Origin of the sequence: Microbacterium sp. 1154 (genome assembly GCF_031455375.1) — a bacterium.
In the GTDB taxonomy this organism is placed as follows: Bacteria; Actinomycetota; Actinomycetes; order Actinomycetales; family Microbacteriaceae; genus Microbacterium.
On sequence record NZ_JAVDSN010000002.1, the window covers coordinates 173,277 to 194,634 of the forward strand.

The window sequence follows — 21,358 nt, forward strand, 5'->3', positions numbered from 1 at the left end:
CTTCAGCTTACGGGGGCCGCTTCGTCGGGGGCCTTCGCGACAGGCTCTCGCGCCGCGCGTGAGACCGCTCGATCGCCGATCCTCTGGCCCACCACCGCGGAGACACCGTCCTGGCGCATCGACACTCCGTAGAGCGCGTCGGCGATCTCCATCGTGCGCTTCTGGTGGGTGATGACGATGAGCTGACTGCTCGCACGCAGCTTTTCGAACACCCCGAGCAGCCGGCCCAGGTTCGCGTCGTCGAGCGCTGCCTCCACCTCGTCGAGGATGTAGAACGGGCTGGGGCGTGCCGTGAAGATCGAGGTGAGGAACGCCACCGCCGCGAGCGACCGCTCGCCTCCCGAGAGGAGCGAGAGTCGCTCGATCTTCTTGCCGACCGGGCGCACCGAGACCTCGATGCCGGTGGTCAGCGGGTTGTCGGGATCCGTGAGCGAGATGCTGCCCGCCCCACCCGGGAAGAGAATCGGGAAGATCTCGGTGAAAGCCGCACGCGTGTCCTCGAAGGCGGCGACGAAGATCGTCTGCATCCGTTCGTCGAGGTCGGCGATGATCGTCTGCAGATCGGCACGGGTCTGCTGCAGATCGGCGAGCTGCTCGGTGAGGAAAGCGTGTCGCTGTTCCAGCGCGGCGAACTCCTCCAGAGCCAGCGGGTTGACGCGACCGAGCTGAGACAGTTTGCGCTCGGCATCCTGGAGTCTGCGCTTCTGAGCGGCGCGCTCGAAGCGGACGCCCTGGTCCGCGTCGTCCGTCGCGATGAGCTGGTCGGGGCCGTATTCCGCGACGAGGATGCTCTCGTCCAGTGCCAGTTCGGACTGGACGCGCTCGAGAAGCCCCGTGACGTGCAGCTTCTTCTCGTGCATCTGCAGCTCGAGCCCGTGGACGCTCTCGGTCAGCCTCGCGAGGCGCTCGCGCACGAGGGCTTCGTCGGCTCGTGCCCGCGCGAGCTCTTCGGTGATGGCGGTGCGGGCGGACTCCGCCGCGGCGAGTTCGACGCGCGCCTGACTGACCGATCGGTCGACCGAGTCGAGGAGGGCGGGGAGTTCTCCCGCGACCTCGGCGGCGATCTCCCGCTGCGCGCGACGCAGCACGGCGCGCCGAGCCGCTTCCGCGGCGGCTGCGCGCTCGCGCTCCCGCTGCTGTTCGAGCTGCACGATGCGCGCCTCGCCCGCTCGGACCCGCTCCTTCAGCGTCTCGATGTCGAGGCGGGAGCGCATCTCGGTCTCGCGCGCAGCCTCGACGTCCGCCGCCATCCCCTCGCGCGCCGAAGCGTCCAGGAGAGGGCGCGGAGCCTCGAGGGCGCGCGCGAGCGCCTCGTCGGCGCGACGCGCCGCGTCCTCCGCCTCGGCGACGGCGCCCTCGGTCTGCGCGAGGCCCGCGGCCAGCCGGTCGCACTCGGCGACGGCGGCTTCGTGGCGCACGGTGACGCGGTTGACCTTCTCGGCGTGAGCGGCGAGAGCGGCGTCGTGGGACCGGAGGGTCGAGAGGGCGTCCTTCGTGCGCTGTCGCGCATCGACCTGGGCACGTTGCTCGTCCGCGAGGGCTTCGCGGAGCGAGTCGGCGATCACGACGATCTCGTCGAGCCGCTCGGCGGCGGCGTCGCGCTCGGCGGCGAGTTCGAGGCGCGACCGCCCCGACCCCGAGCCCGCGCGGACGGTCCGTGCGGTCACGACCTCGCCCGCGCGGGTGACGACCGTGACGTCGTGCGGCAGACGCGGCTGCGCGGAGTGCGCCGCGTCGAGATCGTCGACGATGAGAACTCGGGCCAGGATGCCGAGCACCCCGGGCGACGCCGTGACGACATCGCACGCGGCGACGCCGCCGTCGAGCACGGGCAGGTCGGCCGTCGGTGCCGGGGCGTCCGCCAGCGCGATCTCGACCAGACCGAGGTCGGCTTCTGCTGCCGTTCGCGCCGCGGTGAACGCCGCCGCCGCGTCGTCGACGAGCAGCCCCTCCGCGAGGGTACCGAGCACCGCGGCCACCGCCGCCTCGTAGCCCGCTCTGACCTTGACGTCATCGCCGACCAGACCCCGGATGCCGGGGCCCCCCGCCGCAATGAGGTCGGCGGCCGCGTTACGGACGTCCAGGGCCCGCCCGAGAGCGGTGGTCTGCGCGGTGAGCGCGTCGCGCTCGCGCTCGGCGGCATGCAAGCGCTCGCGCAGACCGGACACGCGCGCCTCCACGTCGTTGGCGTCGCGCTGCGCCCGCTCGTAGGCGGCCGCGTGCTCCGCGGTCGACGCTTCGGGCACTACGTCGGGGTCGAGCTCGGCGAGGGCTTGTTCGGCCTCCGCCCGTCGGGCGAGAGCAGCGTCGAGCGCCCGCTGCTGCCGGTCGACGCCGGCGCGGACCGCCGTCAGGGCGGAGTTCGCCGCGTTCGCCGCGCCCCGCAGACTCGTGATCTTCATGTCGTGCTCGGACACCAGGGCACTCTGTGCGGCGATCTCGACGTCGAGCGCGTCGAGGTCAGCGCGGGCGCGCGTCACCGCGCGGGCCGCCTCGGCCGCGGCATCCTGAGCATCTCCGAGGCCCGCGGCGATGTCGTCGATCTCGGCGCGGACGTCGTCGATCATCGACTGCGTCACCGTGGGGGCGAAGTCCGACGGGTCCACCTCGGCGTCGCCGAGGAGGGTGAGACGCTGGCCCGCCAGCGTGTAGAGCCCGCGAAGCCGCTCCTGCACCTGCTCGAGCGCGAAGGCGACACCGCGCGCGCGGTCGACCGCCTCGGATCGCTGATCGTTCTCGAGGCGCTCCACTCGCCCGCGCAGTCCTTCGGACTGCTCCTGCAGGCCCAGTCGCTCGGTGTGCCGCTCGCTCTCGGCGCGGGCCGCGTCCGCGAGTTCCGCGCGCAGACGCACGAGCTCATCGGCATACAGACGCGCTTTCGCGTCGCGCACGACCGCTGCGATCGTGGCCGCCTCGCGGGCGATCTCGGCCTGCTTGCCCAGCGGCTTCAGCTGCCGGCGGAGTTCACCGGCGAGATCGCTGAGGCGCGTGAGATTGGTCTCCATCGCCTCGAGCTTGCGGACGGTCTTCTCTTTGCGGCGGCGGTGTTTGAGGATGCCCGCGGCCTCCTCGATGAAGCCGCGTCGGTCTTCCGCCGAAGCCTGCAAGACCGTGTCGAGGCGGCCCTGCCCGATGATCACGTGCATCTCGCGGCCGAGACCCGAGTCGCTCAGGAGCTCTTGGACATCGAGCAGGCGGCATGTCTGCCCGTTGATCGCATACTCGCTCGCACCGGTGCGAAAGAGCGTGCGGCTGATCGTGACTTCGCTGTAGTCGATCGGCAGCGCCCCGTCGGCGTTGTCGATGGTCAACTGCACCTCGGCGCGGCCCAGCGGACCACGTGTCGAAGTGCCGGCGAAGATGACGTCCTCCATCTTGCCGCCGCGGAGGGTCTTCGCCCCCTGCTCCCCCATCACCCACGCGAGCGCGTCGACGACGTTGGACTTTCCGGATCCGTTGGGGCCCACGATGCACGTCACGCCCGGCTCGAGGGCGAAGGTGGTCGACTGGGCGAACGACTTGAAGCCCTTGAGCGTCACGCTCTTCAGGTGCATGTCACCCGCCCTTCTCCCCGCCCCGACCCCTACGCGGGCCTCGCCTCACGGTAGTCGAAGATCCGCGGGATTCCGCGGCGGCGGGCCGGACCGTCATGCCCGACCCGCCCGGGAGGCGATCGAATCTGGGCAAAAGCTTGACATTGCCTGACAGCCTTCGCTAGCGTCTGAGGTCGCAACCGACGTCGAAAGGAGGTTACTTCCATGATTCGCACCACGACCGGCTTCACCGCCTCAGGCTTCACCGCCGTCTCCGTGCTCTCCGCATACGCCACGGGAGTGACCACCGCCGTCGGCATGCCCCCTCGTCAGGCATAGTTCCGTCGCGTCGAGACGCCTCGCGTCTCCGCTTCTCGTGAGCGGCGTCTTTTCGACGTCGGCCACCCGGACCCTTTGCGTCCGCCCCGCGTGAGCTCTCTGCTCGACGCGCTTCTCTCTCGCTAGATCTTCTTACGGAGCTTCCGCATGAACGCCCTGTTCACGCGTGCGCCGCAGCACTCCTCGGCCGCGCCTTCCACCCCTGCCACTCCGTCGACCGTCACGTTCGACACGACGGCATACCGACCCCTCGGCCTCTTCGACCGGCTGTCGCTGCGCCTGGGTCTGTGGCTGCTGACCCGCCACGCCAACCGGGCTCGCGCCCTCGACCACCGTGCGATCGAAGCCCTCCGGGCGCGCGACGCCGCTGCCGAGCGTGATCGCCGCGAGCGTGCCTGGCAGAGCGCCGCGGCGTTCAGCCGCCCGCCGTTCTGATCCCGGTGGGGTCGGCCTCTCGGCCGACCCCACCCCTCCCCCGTCTCATCCGACGAAAGACCTTCGAATGACTTCCTTCCCCGCCGGCCTCGAGCTGCGCCCGCTTCACATCCCCGCCCGCATCGACGATCCGGATGCCGCGGACTTCCGCGAGATGGTCCGCCTCCGCAACCTGGTCTACTCCGAGATCTCAGGGCACGACGATTCGTCCATGCCCGCCGACGAGCTCCTCCCCCTGTACCAGCCCCAGCCCGAGATGAAGCGGTACGCGTGGATCGCCGTCTTCCACGGCGAGGTCGTCGGGCGCGTGGGTCTCGACTTCCCGCAAGAAGAAGGCGCCCGCACCGGGTTCTGGCTCATCGAACTGCGCCGCTCCGCGTGGGGCAACGGGATCGGACGCGCCGCGTACGCCGTCATCGAGAACGTCGCCCGCGAGAACGGACGTACCGTCCTGCAGTCGTGGGCCGAGCATCCCGCCGCGGACGGACCGCGCCTCGACGCACCGACGGGGTTCGGTTCGATCCCGCGGGATCACGCGGCGCGGTTCCTGCTGGCATCCGGATTCTCGCTCGAACAGATCGTGCGCGTCAGCTCGCTCGATCTCGCCGGCGCACGACCGCGGCTCGAGACCCTTCTTGCCGAGGCGGAGCAGGCGGCCTCGGGCTACCGGGTCGTCCAATGGGCACTGCCCACGCCCGACGAGTTCGTCGACGCCTTCGCATGGATGAAGTCCCGCATGGTGACGGATGCCCCGTCGGCGGACCTCGAGTTCGACGAGGAGGTCTGGGATGCCGGCCGCGTCCGCCGATACGAGGCCGGGTACCTCGACGCCGGGAGGCACATGCTCGTCACCGCGGCACAGCACGTCGATACCGGCGAGCTCGCGGCTTTCAACGAACTCGTCATCGGTAAGGACCGCACCACGGCGACCAGCCAGGAGGACACGCTCGTCGTCGCCGCCCACCGCGGTCACCGCCTCGGCATGCTGGTGAAGTGCGCCGGGCTTCTCGCCTGGCACGACATCGCACCGGACTCGCCGCGGGTCATGACGTACAACGCGGAAGAGAACCGGCCCATGCTCTCGATCAACGAGGCGATCGGTTTCGCACCGATCTCGTACGAAGGAGTGTGGAAGAAGGTTCTGTGACGCGGTGGAGGGGCGGGGCGCTCGTCCCTCCACCGCGCTGTCATCGCGCGGCGGTGACCCCGGTCGGGACGGCCGGAACCTGGCCGGGCCAATCGCCCAACCGCACGCGGGCAGGTGACCCCTCGACAGTGTTGACATTGGCCACGGTGAAGCCGTCCGGCGCAGAAACAGGGCCTCTCGGCTCGATCCACTCCGCCGCAGCAGCGGCCTTCGCGACGTCGAAACCGTTCGCCGGGTCGTCCGTCACCGTCAGAGAGACCTGGGTGTTGGGGAGGTATCCGTCCCGCACCGACCACGCCGATTCTGTCAGGAAGGTTACCAGGGCGGGACCATCGACGATCCGATAACCGGGATCGACCGTGACCGCGATGTCGTAGCCGGTGTTGCCCTTGATGTTCGGGCGTTCCCCACCCTGGAAGTCGATGGTCAGACCGGGGATCTGATCCATTGCGGACCGCGCCTCGCTGAGCGTCTGGCCACCGCTGGCAGCGTCGTGCGGAATGAGGTCGGCCCGCGACGGGCCACAGCTCGTCAATCCGATCATTCCCGCAACGACGACGACCGCGATGGCTCCTCGTCGGTGACGCCCCACCTCACACCTCGTCCTTCGACCACTGCCGTGCCGGACGCAGCGGAATGGGTTCCCCTGTCTCGCCGCCCCGGCGGTCCCTTCATCGTAGGGTGCCAGGCGTCACGCGTTCGGCTGCGCGGGCCGGATGTCCACCGGGACTCCGAGCTTGGCCCCAAGACCTCGCGCCCGTCCGTCCAGTTGGTCGGCTCGGCCCTTCTCAAGGACGGTGACGGCGCTCAGGCCGTCGTCCGCCGCCTCGTCCACGCAGATGAGATCAAGCCAGCTTCCCGCCGGACCCCGCGCTCGAGTGAGCTTGCTCACTCGCACCGCGGTGACTCGGTCTCGAGGGATGACGAGGAGCTGCTCGCGACAGACGACGAGCATCCGTCCGTCAGCAGAAACGTGCAGACCGGCCAGCAGACGCCGGCACGAATCATCCGGTTCGCGCGCGAACGGCGCGCTGGTCACGGAGGACCGTTGGCGGCTGAGGTCGTCCAGAGTGCGCAGAGCCGCGTCATCGTCGAGGCGCAGGAGAAGCCTGGAGCCACCCAGCTGCTCCCGCTCGAGGACGGAGAGCGCCGGGCGAAAACCTGGTTCGATCACGACGGAGCACGCCTGACGAAGTCGAGGTTCACGTCGGTCCGCCTCCGACGGTTCGAGGGGGTACCACGGATCGGGTCCGGTCGCCTGAAGGGACACGGACGCAGGACCTGCGGTCCACGCCGCACGGAACGCGGAGCGGCCGAAAGCCTCGATGGGTGCTTCACCGAGCCATGCGGAGAAGAACTCGACGGCCGCCTCGACATTGATGCGGGGGTCATCTGCCACGGATACGGCGGTGGAGAAAACGTCGGCGGGGCTGGGCGCCGCGAGACGAGAAGCGTTCTTCGACAAGGGGAACAGCATGCCGGGCAGGGCGAGCCTCGGAAGCGGAAGTGTAATGACATCCCAGTCGTAGACGGGATGACGCGTTACACCGAACCGAGTCGGCATTTCGCGCAGGGGCACGGCCCACGGCACCCCGAGTTCGTCGAGCATCCGGTGTACGCGGTTCTCGGACGGGTCATCCGTCGTCAGGTCGACGACGGATGCCGAGACCGCGGGAACCGCGAGCCGTGAGGTATCGGAACGTGCTCGCGAGAACCACATGACGTCTCTTTTCTCAGCGCCGCTTCTGGCAATGCGGGCAGAAATGGCTCGAGCGGTTCATGAACGACACCCGCACGATGGGGCGCCCGCATCGTGGGCACGGCTGCCCCGTGCGCCCGTAGGCGTTCAGCGAGTGCGCGAAGTACCCGGCCTGACCGTTCACGTTCACGTACTGCGCGTCGAAGCTGGTCCCGCCCTCGGCGAGGGCCTTCTCGAGGACCGCCTGCACTTCGCCGAGGAGGCGGTTGACGGCGCGGGTGGGCAAATCGGATGCCGCGGTCTCGGGGTGGATGCGCGCGGCCCACAGCGATTCGTCGGCGTAGATGTTGCCGATCCCGCTCGCCACCGTCTGGTCGAGGAGCACGCGTTTGATCCCGGACGACGTCCGAGCGAGGCGGGCGCGGAACCCTGCGGCATCGAATGCGGGGTCCAGAGGGTCGCGACCGATGTGGGCGACCTGCGTCGGCACACGAGTCAGGTCGGAACCGCGCCCACCCGCCGCACCGTCCGGTGTATCGACGAGCTGGTCGACCGCGAGCGAGCCGAAGGTGCGCTGGTCGGCGAAGACGACCGACAGGGCACCGTGGGTCGGGTGCTCGAGTTCGATGCGGATGCGCTCGTGGCGCTCTTCCGGCGCTCCGGGGGAACGAAGCAGCATCTGCCCGCTCATGCCGAGGTGGGTGACGATGGCTTCGTCGTCGGCCACCGGCATCCACAGGAACTTGCCCCGCCGCACGGCGGACGTGATGCGCCTCCCGGTGAGCTCCGCTTCGAAATGCGCGGCTCCCCCCGTGTGGCGGGTCAGGGCACGCTCATCTCGTACGTCGACCGACGCGATGAGGGCCCCCGTCACGGCGGGCTCGAGCCCGGCTCGGACGACCTCGACCTCGGGGAGCTCAGGCACGCGCGTCGAGTTCGCGCCACGCGGCAAGGGCGGCGGCCATTTCGGCGTGCTTCTTACTCGACCCGACACCCGTGGTGACGACGTCGCCCGTCGTGACGGTCGCGGTGAAGCGCCGGTCGTGGTCGGGGCCGGTCGCCTCGACCACATATGCGGGAGCGGCGAGTCCCAGGCGGGCGGCGATCTCTTGCAGGCTCGTCTTCGGGTCCATCGCCGCGCCGTAACGCTCCGGATCAGCCAGGAGCGGTTCGACGAGGCGCAGCACCATCGCGGTGGCGGCGTCGGGACCGGCCGACAGGAAGGTCGCGCCGATCAGCGCCTCCATGGTGTCGGCGAGGATCGAGTCCTTGTCGCGCCCGCCGGTGAGGATCTCACCGCGGCCGAGCAGGACATGCTCACCGAGGCCGATGGTGCGAGCGACCTCGGCCAGCGCCACGGTCGAGACCACGCTCGCACGGCGTTTCGCCAGGCTTCCCTCGTCGAGGTCGGGATGCCGTGTGAACAGCCGCACCGTCACCGCCTGGCCCAGCACCGAGTCGCCGAGGAACTCGAGACGCTCGTTGTGCGGGATGCCGCCGTTCTCGTAGGCGAACGAGCGGTGCGTCAAAGCAAGAGAAAGAAGCTCGGGGTCGATCTCGACCCCGAGCTTCTCGGTGAGCGCTGTGCGCTCGACGTTCTTACGCGTCACGAATCGCCGATCAGACGTCGGCGACCTTGCGGCCCTTGTACTCGAGGAAGAGCTCGGTGCCCTGCGAGTCGGTGACGACCTTCGCCTGGTGGGGACGGCTGTAGACGACCTTGCCGTTCTCGATGGTCTTGACCAGCGCGGGGGCTTCAGCCTTCCACTGCGCACGACGCGAGCGGGTGTTCGAGCGGGAGACCTTCCGCTTCGGGGGGTTACCTGCCATGACTAGCTCTTCTCTGTCTTGGGGGCGGCGCGGAGCGCATCGCCTTCGTCTGGGGTGTACTGCTGGAGCGCAGCCCATCGAGGATCGACAGGCTCCTGCTCCGTGGTGCCGGGGCTTTCCGTCAGCCTCTCGCCCGTGTTCGGGTCGAGCCCGGGGCAGTCCGGCTGACACACCGGCTGGAACGGAAGCGACAGGACAATGGCATCCCGGACCAGATTTTCAAGATCCACGTGGTCGTCTTGAACGTCGAAGTCACTCGCTTCGTTCCCAGGATACGCGAAAAGTTCCTGGAACTCGACTTCGACAGGCTCGGTGATGTCGATGAGGCAGCGTCCGCACACGCCCGTCGCGGTCGTGTCCACGGTGCCCGACACGAGGATGCCCTCGTGCACGGACTCGAGACGCACGTCGAGCTCGAGCACCTCGGCCTCGGCGACGGCGGTCAGGCCCTCACCCCATTTCTCGGGGGTCGGGATGTCGAGGGTGTGCTCGCGCATCTCGCCCGGGTGGCGCTCGATGTCGCGTACGGGGAGCTGGAAGGGTCCGGGTCGGCGGGTTCTCACGGTCGTCAATGCTACCCGTGCGCCCCTGGGTGCGGGCCGGGCCGGGTCGGCGCGCCCGGGGGTTCCCGCAGATCACGCATAAACGCCTTCAACGCTCATAAACGCGGGCAGAGCGCGTTTCTCGGCACGGATCGCGTTTATGCCGGGGTTCTGGACGGGCGGTGCGGCGCGTCAAATGCCGCGGGCCCCCGTGTCGAGGAAGCGCGCGACGGCGGGAGGGACGTAGGGCGACACGTCGCCGCCGAGCCCGGCCACCTGACGCACGAGCGAGCTCGAGACGAGCGCGTGCGAGGGGTCGGGCAGCAGGAATACCGTCTCGACGTGCGCAAGGTCGCGGTTCACGATCGCCATCGGCGTCTCGTACGCCACGTCGACCTGCGAGCGGATGCCCTTCACCAGCACCTTCGCCCCCACCTCGGTGCAGTAATCGACGAGCAAGCCCATGCTCCACGCGGCGACGATGACGTCGCCCTCGACGCCGGCCTCGGCGATCGACCGCTCGAGCAGGCTCTGCCGCTGCGCGATCGGGAGCATCGCCTCTTTGCCCGGGTTGTGGACCACGAGCACGTGCAGCTGGTCGAAAAGGCCGGCCGCGCGGCGGATGACGTCGAGGTGGCCGAGGGTGGGCGGGTCGAATGAGCCGGGAACGACGGCGATCCGGGGGTCCATGCGGCCAGCCTACCGACGCGACCCTCGGAACGACCCGGCGGTCAGGACTTCGCCAGAGCGGCGCGCTCCTCGACACCCACGCGGCGTTCGAGAGCCGCGGCGAGTCCGGGATGCCGGAGCAGACCCGGATCGTCGGCGAGAAGCCGCTCTCCCTCGGCGCGGGCCTCGGTGATGAGATCGGCGTCGGTGACGACCCGCAGCAGGCGCAGCGAAGAGCGCGCCCCCGACTGCGCGCCGCCGAGCACGTCGCCTTCTCCGCGGAGGTCGAGGTCGACCTCGGCCAGGGCGAAGCCGTCGAGCGTCGCGGCCACGGCCTCGACGCGGGCGCGCGCCGACGTGCCGGGCGAGGCCTCGGTCACGAGCAGGCAGAGGCCCGGGAGACCGCCTCGACCCACGCGTCCGCGCAGCTGATGCAGCTGCGAGACGCCGAAGCGGTCGGCCTCGAGGATGACCATCGTCGAGGCATTCGGCACGTCGACGCCGACCTCGATCACGGTGGTGGCCACCAGCACGTCGATGTCTCCGCGCGCGAAGGCCTGCATGACGGCATCCTTCTCGTCGGAGGGCATCTTGCCGTGCAGGATCTGCACCCGGATGCCGTCGAACGTGGGCAACCGCGTGAGAAGCGCCTCGACCTGCACGACCCCCCAGCGCGTGCGCGCGCTCTCCGCTGACGCGGCGGGCGCGTCGGCCGGTTCGTCGGTCTTCTCGTCGGCGGTGAGCTGGTCGGAGTCGATCGCCGCGCACACGACGAAGGCCTGGCGCCCCAAAGCGACTTCTTCGGCGACGCGGTCCCAGACGCGGGCGAACCAGGCCGGCTTCTCGGCCAAAGGCGCCACGAACGATTGGATGCCGGCGCGCCCGGCGGGCATGGTGCGGATGGTCGAGACGTCGAGGTCGCCGAACACCGTCATCGCCACCGTGCGCGGAATCGGGGTGGCCGTCAGGACGAGCGTGTGCGGGGAGCTGCCCTTGGCGCGGAGGGCCTCGCGCTGGTCGACGCCGAAGCGGTGCTGCTCGTCGACGACGACGAAACCGAGGTCGGCGAATGTGGTGGTGGCGCTCAGCAACGCGTGGGTGCCCACGACGATGCGCGCCTGGCCCGACGCGACCCGCAACGCCGCCTTGCGCCGTTCGGCGGCGGGCATCTGCCCGGTGAGGAGCGTCGGCATGATCTCGGGGGCGAGCTCGGGGCCGAGCATGCGGGCGATCGAGCGCAGATGCTGGCCCGCCAGAACTTCGGTGGGGGCGATGAGAGCGGACTGCCCGCCGGACTCGGCGACCTGCAGCATGGCACGCAGCGCTACGAGGGTCTTGCCCGAGCCGACCTCGCCCTGGACGAGGCGGTTCATCGGCCAATCGGCGACGAGATCGGCCTCGAGCTGGGCGCCGACGCTCTGCTGGTCGGGGGTCAGCTCGAACGGCAGGATGGCGTCGAAGCGTTCGAGGAGGCCTCCGGGGGCGGCGGGACGTTTCGTTGCGGACAGGGCCCGGACGAACTGGCGCTGCTGCAGCAGCGCCGTCTGCAGGACGAAGGCCTCGTGCATGCGCAACGTCGCGATGGCGGGCGGGATGTCGTCGTCGCTCTCGGGCCTGTGGATCTGCTCGAGGGCCGCTCGGGCCGGGAGGAGCCCCCGGCGCGCTCTCACGTCGTCGGGCAGCGGGTCGTCGACCTCTCCGAGTCCGTCGAGGACGAGGGAGATCGTCTTCTGCACGAGCGTGCTCGGGATCGAACTCGTCGCCGGGTAGATCGGGATGGGCCGCTTCGCCGTCACCTCGGCCTCGGCGCGGGCCTCGGCGATGTCGTCGAACAGCTCGTAATCGGGGTTCGTCAGCTGGGTCTGACGACGGTACTCGCCGACCTTGCCCGAGAAGATGCCGCGGCGTCCCGGCGTCAGGTCTTTCAGGCGCCACGGCTGGTTGAAGAACGTCAGCGACATGCGCCCGTCTCCGTCGCTGATGACGACCTCGAGGAGCGATCCGCGACGGTTCTGCATACGACGCTCGTTGGCGCTGACGACCTCGGCGACGATCGTGACCGGCTCTCCCAGCGGGAGGGAGTCGATGAGCGTGAGCTCGCCTCGTCGCGCGTAGCGCCGGGGGTAGTGCTCGAGGAGCTCGCCCACCGTCTTCACGCTGAACGCCTTCTCGAACGCCGTCGCCGTCTTGCCGCCGATGGCGCCGTCCAGACGCGAGGCGAGCGAGAATCCGGGCATGTTCCGAGTCTAGGCAGGCCCTCCGACATCACCGCGCGTGCGCGCACGGGGCCGTGGCATCGAGGACTCTAGGCTGAAGAGGTGACGCGCATCATCTCGGGCCGCGCCGGAGGCACCCTTCTCGACGTTCCCCCCAAGGGCACTCGCCCCACGAGCGACCGCGTCCGGGAGTCGCTGTTCGGAGCCCTCGAGTCCGCCGGGCTCCTCGACGATGCCCGCGTGGCCGACCTCTTCGCGGGTTCCGGCGCTCTCGGGCTCGAGAGCCTCAGCCGCGGCGCCGCCTCGGCGGACCTCGTCGAGCTGTCGGCCCCCGCCGCCGCTCTGATCCGCAAGAACGCCGATCGCGTGCGGACCGCGGGCGTCGATGCCCCCGCGCGTGTGCACCGGGCCAACGTGACGACGTTCCTCACGGCATCCGGGCTTGAATGGGATCTCGTGTTCCTCGACCCGCCCTACGACCTCAGCGACGACGACCTGACCCGAGCTCTCATCGCCCTCGCGCCGCGCCTCAGCGCCGACGCCACCGTGATCGTCGAGCGCGCGAAGCGCTCTGCCGCCCCGGACTGGGCCGCCGCCGGTTTGGAAGCCGACCGCGACCGCGCCTACGGCGACACCACCATGTGGTGGGGGCGACCGCAGGAACCGTGAGCATCAGCCGCGGCCGGCGTCCCAGTCGCGGTAGGGGTCCCACCCCGAGCGACCGGACCACGGCTGACCGTCGACGGTGACCGCGTCCGCTTCACGCGCCACGACCGTCCCGACTCGACGACCCAGCGGTTCGGCATCGCTCGAGAAGGTGACGAGGAACCCGTGGTCCTCTCCCCCGCCGAGCGCGCGTTCGACGTCGTCGCCGAGCGTCGCGGAGTCGAGGGCGATCGTGACGTCCGAGGCGTCCGCCAGGCGCGTGGCATCGAGCACCAGGCCGTCCGAGATGTCCATCATGGCGGTGGCGCCCGCGTCCGCCGCGCGGAGGGCATCGGCGATCGGGGGGCGCGGTGCGAGTTGACGCGACAGTCCGCGCGCATCGTCGGCGCCGAGCGCCGCGCGCGCCTCGGGCGTGACGACCACAGGGACATCCTCGGCATCCGTGAACCGCCCGAACAGCACCTCGAGGCCCCGCGCCGCCTCGCCGAGCTCACCGATCACGTACACCCCGTCGCCCGCCCGCGCACCGGATCGGCGCACCGGGTCACGGCCGTCGAGGCTGCCGAGGGCGGTGACGGCGATCGTGAGCGTGTCGGAGACGGTGAGATCGCCGCCCTCGACCGCGCACCCGGGGGCGAGCTCCGCGCATGCGGCAGCGAGACCGTCGGCGAACCCGCGAACGAATGCGACGGGCGTGTCATCGGGCATCGCGAGCGCCACGAGCAGGGCGACCGGCCGTGCACCCATCGCGGCGACGTCGGCGAGGTTGACCGCCGCCGATTTGAAGCCGAGGTCGAACGGCGACGACCACGCCAAGCGGAAGTCCGGGCCGTGCACGAGCGTGTCGGTCGTCGCGACCACCCGCCCGTCTGGAACGGCGAGCACGGCGGCATCGTCCCCCGGACCGACCGGAGCGGTCGAGGCGGGAAGACGATCCAGGATGCCGCGCAGGATCTGTCCCTCGGACAGTTCTCCCACAGTGGTTGCACGGGTGGTCTCGGCGTCGGTCACTCCCCCACGCTATTAGCCTGGAGGGGTGCCCCGCTCCTCCCGCCTCCTCGCGCTCCTCGCCGCCGCAGCTCTCCTCCCGGGACTCGCTGCGTGCAGCACGACGGTCGCGATGCAGCCGGCGAAGGACGCGAACAACCCCGCGTGCGCCGAGATCACCTCGCGCCTGCCGAAGACGATCTCCGGCCAGGAGCGCCGCTGGACCGACGCGCAGTCGACCGGCGCGTGGGGCGATCCGTCAGCGATCCTCATGACCTGCGGGCTCGAGACGCCGGGGCCCTCGACCCTGCCCTGCCGGGCGTTCGACGGCGTGGACTGGCTCGTCGACGAATCCCAGGCGTCTGAGAACCGCTACACGCTCACGACCTTCGGACGGAGCCCCGCGATCCAGGTCTACCTCGACTATCAGGCCGCGAGCAGCGCCGATGTCGCGCAGGCCCTCGGGCCCCTCATCCGCTCGTACCTGCCGGCGACGGGTGCCGTGTGCACCTCGGCATCCGACGCCACCGCCGCGCCGACGCCGACGCCGACCCCGTAACCGGGGTCCGGCAGAGCCGGACGCGCGACGGCGGGAGACGGGTCAGCGCGATGAACGCGCATCCACGCCCCGCCGCCATCCGCTCCCAATGCCCGCGGCTGCCGCAACGGGTACGCGCGACTCAAACCCTCTCGAGCGCCGCGTCGAGCAGATCGCTGATGAGGTCGGGGTACGACAGGCCCGAAGCGATCCAGCACGTGGGGAACATCGAGATCGGGGTGAACCCGGGCATGGTGTTCACCTCGTTCACGTAGAACTCGGTGCCGGTGTAGAAGAAGTCCACGCGTGCCAGCCCCTGGCCTCCGATCGCCTCGAACGCCTGGGCGGCGATGCGCTGCATCTCGGCCAGCTCGCCGTCGCGGAGGTCGGCGGGGCACACGAGCTCGACGCCGGCGGCGCCGAGGTACTTGGCCTCGAAGTCGTAGAACTCCCGACCCGTGACGACGATCTCGCCGGCCACGCTGACGCGCACCGGACCCCCGTCGCGCCCGGGCAGCACGCCGCACTCGACCTCACGGCCAACGATCGCCTTCTCGACCAGCACGAGGCCGTCCTCGGCGAAGGCGGTGTCGAGAGCGGCATCCAAGTCTTCCCAGCGCGAGACCTTCGTGACGCCGACGCTCGAGCCGGCCTCGTTCGGCTTGACGAACACGGGGAGGTCGAGTGCGCGAATGCGGCGCTCCCACAGCTGGCGGTCGCGGGCGAGGTCGCGGCGGGTCACCGCGACCCACGGTACGACGGGGACGTTCGCAGCCCGGAGCACCTGCTTCGTCACGTGCTTGTTCATGCCGATCGCCGACATGAGCACACCGCCGCCGGCGTACGGGATGCCGAGCAGCTCGAGCAGACCCTGCACCGTGCCGTCCTCGCCGAAACGTCCGTGCAGGATCGGCAGCACGACGTCGACGTCTCCGAGGGAGCGCGTGACCTCGCCGTCGGTCACGGTCCACTCGCGCGAGAGCGTCGAATCGGGCAGGCGCACGCGCGTACCGTTGTCGCGCACCTCGGGCAGCGCATCGGGGATGAGAGCGAACTTGTCGGGGTCGTCGTCTTCGAGGACGAAGGCGCCGTCGCGGGTGATGCCGACGGGGATCACCCGGAAGCGGTCACGGTCGATCGCCCGCAGCACCCCGCCCGCCGTGGCGGAACTGATCGAATGCTCGCTGGAGCGCCCGCCGAAGAGCACCACCACCACCGGTTTGATCATTCTGCGTCCTCTCGCCCTGCGGCTGGTCGTCGTCTGTCGTCAGGTGCGGTGCGATGTCGCGCGGGTCCATCGTCCCATCGAGCACCATCTTCACCTGCTGCACGATGGGCATGTCGACGCCGACCTGCTTCGCGAGCTGGAGAACGGGAGCCACGGATGCCAGCCCCTCGGCGGTCTGCTGCATCTGGGCCACGACCTCTTTGTAGCCGTACCCCTGGCCGAGCAGCCGCCCGGCGGTGTTGTTGCGGCTGAGGGGCGACTGGCACGTGGCGATGAGGTCGCCGAGGCCGGCGAGACCCTGCAGCGTCTCGGGCTGGGCGCCCTGAGCCACGGCAAAGTCGGTCATCTCGACGAGGCCGCGCGTGATGATCGAAGCCTTGGTGTTCTCGCCGTAGCCGACGCCGTCGACGATGCCGATGGCCACCGCGATGAGGTTCTTCAGCACTCCGCCGAACTCGGTGCCGATCACATCGGTGTTCACGAACGAGCGGAAGTACCGGTTGCGCGCGCGACGGGCCACCGCCTCGGCCGTCTCGGGGCTCAGGGAGCTGATGACGGCGGCGGTCGGTTGCTCGCGCGCGATCTCGAGCGCGAGGTTCGGACCGGATGCCACCGCGATGCGGGCAGGGTCGCACTGCAGAACCTGCTCGATGACCTGGCTCATGCGCAGGCCGCTCGACTTCTCGACACCTTTCATGAGCGAGACGAGAGGCACGCCCGTGTGCTCGACGAGCGGACGGATCGCGGCGAGGTTCTCACGCAGCGACTGGCTCGGCACGGACAGGTAGATCTGTTCGGCACCGCGCAGGGCCTCGGCCAGATCGGTCGTCGCCGTCATCGTGCGCGGCAGGTTGATGCCCGAGAGGTAGCGGCTGTTGCGCTTGGACTCGGTGATCTCGGCGGCGAGCTCGGGGCGACGCGCCCACATGACGACCGAGGCTCCGCCGTCTGCGAGGATCTTGCCGAACGTCGTGCCCCAGCTTCCGGCGCCGACGACGGCGACCCGGGGGCCCGCGGCGGGGAGCACGTTCTTACGACTCAAGACGGCCCGTCTCGTTCTGCCCGTGCTGCGACGGGTTCCAGCGCTCTGCGGGGGCGGGAAGACCCCGGATGCCGGAGAGCATCGCCGTGACCTCGTTCATCATCGCGTCGGTCGCCTTCGTCAGCGTGGCCGGCTGCGTGGGTGTCGCCGTGTAGGCGCTCATGTCCATCGCGGGGCCGAACTCGACGATGACGTGCGCGCGGCGCGGGAACTTCAGCTTCCCGTAGCGTGGCAGGATCTGCTGCACGCCCCACTGCGCCATGGGGATGAGCGGCAGATCGCCCGCGAGGGCCAGTCGCACCGCGCCCGTCTTGCCGCGCATCGGCCAGAGCTCGGGATCACGCGTGAGCGTGCCCTCGGCGTAGACGATGACGCCGCGTCCGTCGCGGGCGATCTGCTCCGCGGCTTTCATCGACTGGTTCGCGCTCGTCGAGGTGCGCGGCACCGGGACCATGCCGGTCGCCCGAAGTGCGGTCCCCAGCACGGGGACCTTGAAGAGGCTTTCCTTCGCCATGAACCGCGGAGCGCGGCCCAGTCGCCAGACGGCGACCGCGACGATCACGGGGTCGAACTCCGAGTTGTGGTTCGGAGCCAGCACGTATGCGCCCTCGCGCGGGAGGTTCTCCGCGCCGCGGATCTCGATCCGGGCGAAGAGCCCCGTGATTGGGACGATGATCGCCGCGAGCGGCCAGAAGGCGCTCGGCCGGCTCTTCTCGGGGGTCGAGGCCACCGGCGTCAGCCCACGACGTCGAAGTCGGCGTCGAGCGCGGTGAGCTTCTCGAGGAACTTCTCGTACCCGCGGCGGATGATGCCGATGTTGCGCACCGTCGACTCGCCCTCGGCCGCGAGAGCGGCGATGACGTAGCTGTAGCCACCGCGCAGGTCGGGCACCTCGACGTCGGCGCCGTGCAGCGGCGTCGGTCCGTTGATGACGGCGGCCTGCTCGAGGTCGCGGCGGGGAACCCGGCGGTCGGGGCTCGAGATGCCCTTGGGGTGCACGACGATGTCGGCGCCCATCTTGTTCAGCGCCTCGGTGAAGCCCAGGCGGTTCTCGTACACGGTCTCGTGCACGGTGGAGGTGCCCGGAGCCTGCGTGAGGGCGACGATCAGAGGCTGCTGCCAGTCGGTCATGAAGCCGGGGTGCACATCGGTCTCGACCATGACGGGCTTGAGCGAATCGCCCCGACGGAACAGGATGCCGTCCTCGCGGACGTCGAACCATCCGCCGGCCTTGCGGAAGACGTTGAGGAAGGTGAGCATGTCCTGCTGGCGAGCGCCCTTGGCGAAGATCTCGCCGTCGGTCGCCAGGGCGGCGCACGCCCAGGACGCGGCCTCGTTGCGGTCGAAGATCGCGCGGTGGTCGTAGCCGACGAGCTTGTCGACGCCCTCGATGAAGATGACGCGGTTGGGCTCGTAGGAGATGATCGCGCCCATCTTCTGCAGCACCGCGATGAGGTCCATGATCTCAGGCTCGATCGCGGCGTTGCGCAGCTCGGTCACGCCCTTGGCGCGGACGGCCGTGAGCAGCACCTGCTCGGTGGCGCCGACGCTCGGGTACGGCAGCGTGATGTTGGCGCCGTGCAGGCCGTTGGGGGCCGTGATGCGGATCCCCTCGTAGCTCTTGTCGACGACGGCGCCGAAAGCGCGCAGCGCGTCCATGTGGAAGTTGATCGGGCGGTCGCCGATGCGGCATCCCCCCAGGTCGGGGATGAGGGCCTCACCGAGCAGGTGGAGCAGCGGCCCGCAGAACAGGATCGGGATGCGAGAGGCACCGGCGTGCGCGTCGATCTCTTCGAAGTGCGCGGCGACCGCGCCGGAGGGGTCGAGGTGCAGAGTGCCCTCTTCGTCACCCTCGGTGACGGTGACGCCGTGCACCTCGAGGAGCGAACGCACCACCTTGACGTCGCTGATCATCGGCACGTCACGCAGCGTGCTCGTGGTCTCGCCCAGGAGCGCCGCCACCATCGCCTTGGTGACGAGGTTCTTCGCCCCCTTGACCTCGACGGTTCCGCGCAGAGGACGACCGCCGCGGATGGCGAGCGTCTCCGCTGCCTCCCAGTCCGGCTGCCCGATGGGGTGTTCTCCGGTGTCGGAAACGAGTGTGCTCATAGGGGGGTGGACCTCACTTCGTGGACGAGGGGCGGCAGATCGACCCGATCGGGTCGATCGGGCTCAGCGGACCGGGAGGGTCCGCGGCCGCCATGCCTCGCGGCGCGCCTCGAACTGCGTGATCTTGTCTTCGTCACGCAGCGTGAGCCCGATGTCGTCGAGCCCTTCGAGAAGCCGCCACCTAGTGTAATCGTCGATCTCGAACGAGACCTGGAGGTCTCCCACCGAGGCGGTCTTCGCGGTAAGGTCCACGGTCATCTCGATGCCGGGGTTCGCCTCGATCACCGCCCAGATCTGTTCAACCTCGTCTTCGGTGATCACTCCGGTGACCAGGCCTTGTTTGCCCGAGTTGCCACGGAAGATGTCGGCGAACTTCGGGCTCAGTACCACCTGGAAGCCATAGTCGCGCAAGGCCCACACGGCATGTTCACGGCTGGACCCCGTGCCGAAGTCGGGACCGGCGACGAGGACGGATGCCGAGCGGTAGGCGTCCTGGTTGAGGATGAAGTCCGGATCCTGACGCCAGTTCGCGAACAGCGCGTCGTCGAAGCCGGTCTTGGTGACGCGCTTGAGGAACACCGCGGGAATGATCTGGTCGGTGTCGACCGCCGAACGCTTCAGCGGCGCGGCGACACCGGTGTGCGTGGTGAACTTCTCCATGTCAGGCCTCCGCCCCGGTCGAAACGGTCTCCGCGGGGACGGGATCCAGGTCCGCCGGGCTGGACAGCGTCCCGCGCACGGCGGTGGCGGCGGCGACCAGCGGCGACACGAGGTGCGTGCGGCCTCCCTTGCCCTGGCGACCCTCGAAGTTGCGGTTCGAGGTCGACGCACAGCGCTCCCCCGGAGCCAGCTGGTCGGGGTTCATGCCCAGGCACATCGAGCACCCGGCGAAGCGCCATTCGGCACCGAAATCCACGAAGACCTTGTCGAGGCCCTCCGCCTCGGCCTCGAGGCGCACGCGCGCCGAACCGGGAACGACCATGACGCGGACGTTCTCGGCCTTGGTGCGACCCTGGATGACGGACGCGAAGGCCCGGAGGTCTTCGATGCGGCTGTTCGTGCACGAGCCCATGAACACGGCATCCACGGGGATGTCCTTCATCGGGGTGCCGGCCTCGAGGTCCATGTACTCGAGGGCCCGCTCGGCGGCGGCGCGCTCGTTGGGGTCGGCGATGTCGGCGGGGATGGGCACGACGTCGGACAGCGACACGCCCTGACCCGGGTTGGTCCCCCACGTGACGAAGGGCTCGAGCTCGTCGGCATCCAGGAACACCTCGGCGTCGTAGACTGCGCCCTCGTCGCTGGGGAGCGTGCGCCAGTAGGCGACCGCGTCGTCCCAGTCCTGACCCTGTGGGGCGTGCGGCTTGTCCTTCACGTAGGCGAACGTCGTCTCGTCGGGGGCGATCATGCCCGCGCGAGCGCCGGCCTCGATCGACATGTTGCACATCGTCATGCGCCCCTCCATCGAGAGGGATCGGATGGCGCTCCCGCGGAACTCGAGCACGTAGCCCTGCCCGCCGTTGGCGCCGATCTTCGCGATGATGGCGAGGATGATGTCCTTCGCGGTGACGCCGGGCTTGAGGTCGCCCTCGACCGTGATCGCCATCGTCTTGAAGGGCTTGAGCGGCAGCGTCTGCGTGGCGAGCACGTGCTCGACCTCGCTCGTGCCGATACCGAACGCCATCGCGCCGAAAGCGCCGTGCGTCGAGGTGTGCGAGTCGCCGCAGACCACCGTGATGCCGGGCATCGTCAGCCCGAGCTGCGGACCGACGACGTGCACGATCCCCTGCTCTTTGTCACCCAACGAGTGGATGCGGACGCCGAACTCCTCGGCGTTGCGGCGCAGGGTGTCGATCTGCGTCCGGCTCGTGAGGTCGGCGATCGGCTTGTCGATGTCGAGTGTCGGGGTGTTGTGGTCTTCCGTCGCGATCGTCAGATCGAGCCGGCGCACCGGTCGGCCCTCGGCACGCAGACCGTCGAAGGCCTGCGGGCTGGTGACCTCGTGCACGAGGTGCAGGTCGATGTAGATGAGGTCGGGCTGACCGTTCTCGCCCTTGACCACGAGGTGGTCGTCCCAGACCTTCTCGGCCAGGGTGCGGGGGCGGTCCGGAATCCGGATGCCGTCGATCGGGGTGGTGCTCATGTTTGCGTTTCTCCTCGGGAGGGGTGTGAGGCCCGCGACGAACTCCGCGACGAGAGAGGCCTAGAACAAGGTCTCGTCGCGGCCGCTAAGGAGGAGGCGAGCGATCCGCACCCGGTCACGATACCACCGGGCTCACCCGCGCCGGCCGCGCCACGATGTCCGCGTCGTGAGCGGCACGTGTAATAGAGCGCCGCACATTTCGCCGTCGGCGACTCCGCCGTGCGAGCCTGGGCCG

20 protein-coding genes are annotated in these 21,358 nt (G+C 69.8%); 4 read left to right on the forward strand and 16 right to left on the reverse strand.

Going from position 1 to position 21,358, the window contains the following annotated elements:
- Positions 1-2 precede the first annotated feature (2 nt).
- Complete coding sequence (gene smc, locus J2X55_RS10070; protein WP_309823196.1) at positions 3-3,554, reverse strand: chromosome segregation protein SMC; 3,552 nt, start codon at positions 3,552-3,554, stop codon at positions 3-5.
- Positions 3,555-4,019: 465 nt separating this feature from the next.
- On the opposite strand from smc, the gene J2X55_RS10075 reads away from it, so the two are divergent.
- Both J2X55_RS10075 and J2X55_RS10080 read left to right on the forward strand, forming a co-directional pair.
- Positions 4,020-4,307 (forward strand): hypothetical protein, encoded by a 288-nt coding sequence (locus J2X55_RS10075; protein ID WP_115917974.1) that lies wholly within the window; start codon positions 4,020-4,022, stop codon positions 4,305-4,307.
- Positions 4,308-4,374: 67 nt separating this feature from the next.
- Entirely contained in the window at positions 4,375-5,454 is a 1,080-nt protein-coding gene (locus tag J2X55_RS10080; RefSeq protein WP_309823198.1) for a GNAT family N-acetyltransferase, read from the forward strand.
- 40 nt (positions 5,455-5,494) lie between these two features.
- Here the strand turns inward: J2X55_RS10080 and J2X55_RS10085 are convergent, their stop codons facing one another.
- The 8 genes from J2X55_RS10085 to J2X55_RS10120 all read right to left on the reverse strand — a co-directional run bounded on the left by J2X55_RS10085 (position 5,495) and on the right by J2X55_RS10120 (position 12,431).
- Positions 5,495-5,902: a hypothetical protein gene (locus J2X55_RS10085; RefSeq protein ID WP_309823199.1), complete on the reverse strand. Its 408-nt coding sequence runs from the start codon at positions 5,900-5,902 to the stop codon at positions 5,495-5,497.
- 243 nt (positions 5,903-6,145) lie between these two features.
- Positions 6,146-7,174 (reverse strand): hypothetical protein, encoded by a 1,029-nt coding sequence (locus tag J2X55_RS10090; RefSeq protein WP_309823201.1) that lies wholly within the window; start codon positions 7,172-7,174, stop codon positions 6,146-6,148.
- 13 nt (positions 7,175-7,187) lie between these two features.
- Complete coding sequence (mutM, locus tag J2X55_RS10095; protein ID WP_115917967.1) at positions 7,188-8,078, reverse strand: bifunctional DNA-formamidopyrimidine glycosylase/DNA-(apurinic or apyrimidinic site) lyase; 891 nt, start codon at positions 8,076-8,078, stop codon at positions 7,188-7,190.
- Positions 8,071-8,763 (reverse strand): ribonuclease III, encoded by a 693-nt coding sequence (gene rnc / locus J2X55_RS10100; RefSeq protein ID WP_309823203.1) that lies wholly within the window; start codon positions 8,761-8,763, stop codon positions 8,071-8,073. The genes mutM and rnc overlap by 8 nt, the downstream gene beginning before the upstream one ends.
- Positions 8,764-8,773: 10 nt before the next feature.
- Complete coding sequence (gene rpmF, locus J2X55_RS10105) at positions 8,774-8,983, reverse strand: 50S ribosomal protein L32 (RefSeq protein ID WP_013586329.1); 210 nt, start codon at positions 8,981-8,983, stop codon at positions 8,774-8,776.
- Between the two features lie 2 nt (positions 8,984-8,985).
- Positions 8,986-9,480, reverse strand: a complete 495-nt coding sequence (locus tag J2X55_RS10110; RefSeq protein WP_309823566.1) for a DUF177 domain-containing protein — start codon at positions 9,478-9,480, stop codon at positions 8,986-8,988.
- A gap of 237 nt (positions 9,481-9,717) precedes the next feature.
- Positions 9,718-10,215 carry a pantetheine-phosphate adenylyltransferase gene (gene coaD, locus J2X55_RS10115; protein ID WP_103208883.1) on the reverse strand — a complete coding sequence of 166 codons (498 nt, stop codon included), beginning with the start codon at positions 10,213-10,215 and terminating at the stop codon, positions 9,718-9,720.
- A 41-nt stretch (positions 10,216-10,256) separates the two neighbouring features.
- The gene (locus tag J2X55_RS10120; protein ID WP_309823205.1) at positions 10,257-12,431 is read right to left on the reverse strand and encodes an ATP-dependent DNA helicase RecG; all 2,175 of its coding nucleotides are present in this window, start codon (positions 12,429-12,431) and stop codon (positions 10,257-10,259) included.
- Between the two features lie 81 nt (positions 12,432-12,512).
- Here J2X55_RS10120 and rsmD point away from each other — a divergent pair, with 81 nt between their 5' ends.
- Positions 12,513-13,079, forward strand: coding sequence for a 16S rRNA (guanine(966)-N(2))-methyltransferase RsmD (rsmD, locus tag J2X55_RS10125; RefSeq protein ID WP_309823207.1), 567 nt, complete (start codon positions 12,513-12,515; stop codon positions 13,077-13,079).
- Positions 13,080-13,082: 3 nt separating this feature from the next.
- On the opposite strand, the gene thiL is transcribed toward rsmD, so the two are convergent.
- The gene (gene thiL, locus J2X55_RS10130; protein WP_309823208.1) at positions 13,083-14,087 is read right to left on the reverse strand and encodes a thiamine-phosphate kinase; all 1,005 of its coding nucleotides are present in this window, start codon (positions 14,085-14,087) and stop codon (positions 13,083-13,085) included.
- 25 nt (positions 14,088-14,112) lie between these two features.
- On the opposite strand from thiL, the gene J2X55_RS10135 reads away from it, so the two are divergent.
- A complete protein-coding gene (locus tag J2X55_RS10135; RefSeq protein WP_309823209.1) occupies positions 14,113-14,622 on the forward strand; it encodes a DUF3515 family protein in 510 nt (169 codons plus the stop codon).
- A gap of 121 nt (positions 14,623-14,743) precedes the next feature.
- Here the strand turns inward: J2X55_RS10135 and J2X55_RS10140 are convergent, their stop codons facing one another.
- The 6 genes from J2X55_RS10140 to leuC form a co-directional block, all read right to left on the reverse strand.
- Entirely contained in the window at positions 14,744-15,829 is a 1,086-nt protein-coding gene (locus J2X55_RS10140) for a D-alanine--D-alanine ligase family protein (RefSeq protein ID WP_309823210.1), read from the reverse strand.
- Complete coding sequence (locus J2X55_RS10145; protein ID WP_309823211.1) at positions 15,729-16,871, reverse strand: NAD(P)H-dependent glycerol-3-phosphate dehydrogenase; 1,143 nt, start codon at positions 16,869-16,871, stop codon at positions 15,729-15,731. The genes J2X55_RS10140 and J2X55_RS10145 overlap by 101 nt, the downstream gene beginning before the upstream one ends.
- The gene (locus J2X55_RS10150; protein WP_115917949.1) at positions 16,861-17,601 is read right to left on the reverse strand and encodes a 1-acyl-sn-glycerol-3-phosphate acyltransferase; all 741 of its coding nucleotides are present in this window, start codon (positions 17,599-17,601) and stop codon (positions 16,861-16,863) included. The genes J2X55_RS10145 and J2X55_RS10150 overlap by 11 nt, the downstream gene beginning before the upstream one ends.
- A 5-nt stretch (positions 17,602-17,606) precedes the next feature.
- Entirely contained in the window at positions 17,607-18,980 is a 1,374-nt protein-coding gene (gene murA / locus J2X55_RS10155; protein ID WP_115917947.1) for a UDP-N-acetylglucosamine 1-carboxyvinyltransferase, read from the reverse strand.
- A gap of 63 nt (positions 18,981-19,043) precedes the next feature.
- The gene (leuD, locus tag J2X55_RS10160; protein ID WP_309823212.1) at positions 19,044-19,640 is read right to left on the reverse strand and encodes a 3-isopropylmalate dehydratase small subunit; all 597 of its coding nucleotides are present in this window, start codon (positions 19,638-19,640) and stop codon (positions 19,044-19,046) included.
- Between the two features lies 1 nt (position 19,641).
- The gene (leuC, locus tag J2X55_RS10165) at positions 19,642-21,123 is read right to left on the reverse strand and encodes a 3-isopropylmalate dehydratase large subunit (RefSeq protein WP_309823213.1); all 1,482 of its coding nucleotides are present in this window, start codon (positions 21,121-21,123) and stop codon (positions 19,642-19,644) included.
- Positions 21,124-21,358 lie beyond the last annotated feature (235 nt).

Bases quoted from the DNA above. Each gene is read 5' to 3' on its own strand.
- leuC (WP_309823213.1), bottom strand. From the start codon at position 21,123: ATGAGCACCACCCCGATCGACGGCATCCGGATTCCGGACCGCCCCCGC.
- J2X55_RS10120 (WP_309823205.1), bottom strand. From the start codon at position 12,431: ATGCCCGGATTCTCGCTCGCCTCGCGTCTGGACGGCGCCATCGGCGGC.
- smc (WP_309823196.1), bottom strand. From the start codon at position 3,554: ATGCACCTGAAGAGCGTGACGCTCAAGGGCTTCAAGTCGTTCGCCCAG.
- leuD (WP_309823212.1), bottom strand. From the start codon at position 19,640: ATGGAGAAGTTCACCACGCACACCGGTGTCGCCGCGCCGCTGAAGCGT.
- J2X55_RS10140 (WP_309823210.1), bottom strand. From the start codon at position 15,829: ATGATCAAACCGGTGGTGGTGGTGCTCTTCGGCGGGCGCTCCAGCGAG.
- rpmF (WP_013586329.1), bottom strand. From the start codon at position 8,983: ATGGCAGGTAACCCCCCGAAGCGGAAGGTCTCCCGCTCGAACACCCGC.
- murA (WP_115917947.1), bottom strand. From the start codon at position 18,980: ATGAGCACACTCGTTTCCGACACCGGAGAACACCCCATCGGGCAGCCG.
- J2X55_RS10090 (WP_309823201.1), bottom strand. From the start codon at position 7,174: ATGTGGTTCTCGCGAGCACGTTCCGATACCTCACGGCTCGCGGTTCCC.
- J2X55_RS10110 (WP_309823566.1), bottom strand. From the start codon at position 9,480: ATGCGCGAGCACACCCTCGACATCCCGACCCCCGAGAAATGGGGTGAG.
- J2X55_RS10085 (WP_309823199.1), bottom strand. From the start codon at position 5,902: ATGGATCAGATCCCCGGTCTGACCATCGACTTCCAGGGTGGGGAACGC.
- coaD (WP_103208883.1), bottom strand. From the start codon at position 10,215: ATGGACCCCCGGATCGCCGTCGTTCCCGGCTCATTCGACCCGCCCACC.
- J2X55_RS10080 (WP_309823198.1), top strand. From the start codon at position 4,375: ATGACTTCCTTCCCCGCCGGCCTCGAGCTGCGCCCGCTTCACATCCCC.
- J2X55_RS10075 (WP_115917974.1), top strand. From the start codon at position 4,020: ATGAACGCCCTGTTCACGCGTGCGCCGCAGCACTCCTCGGCCGCGCCT.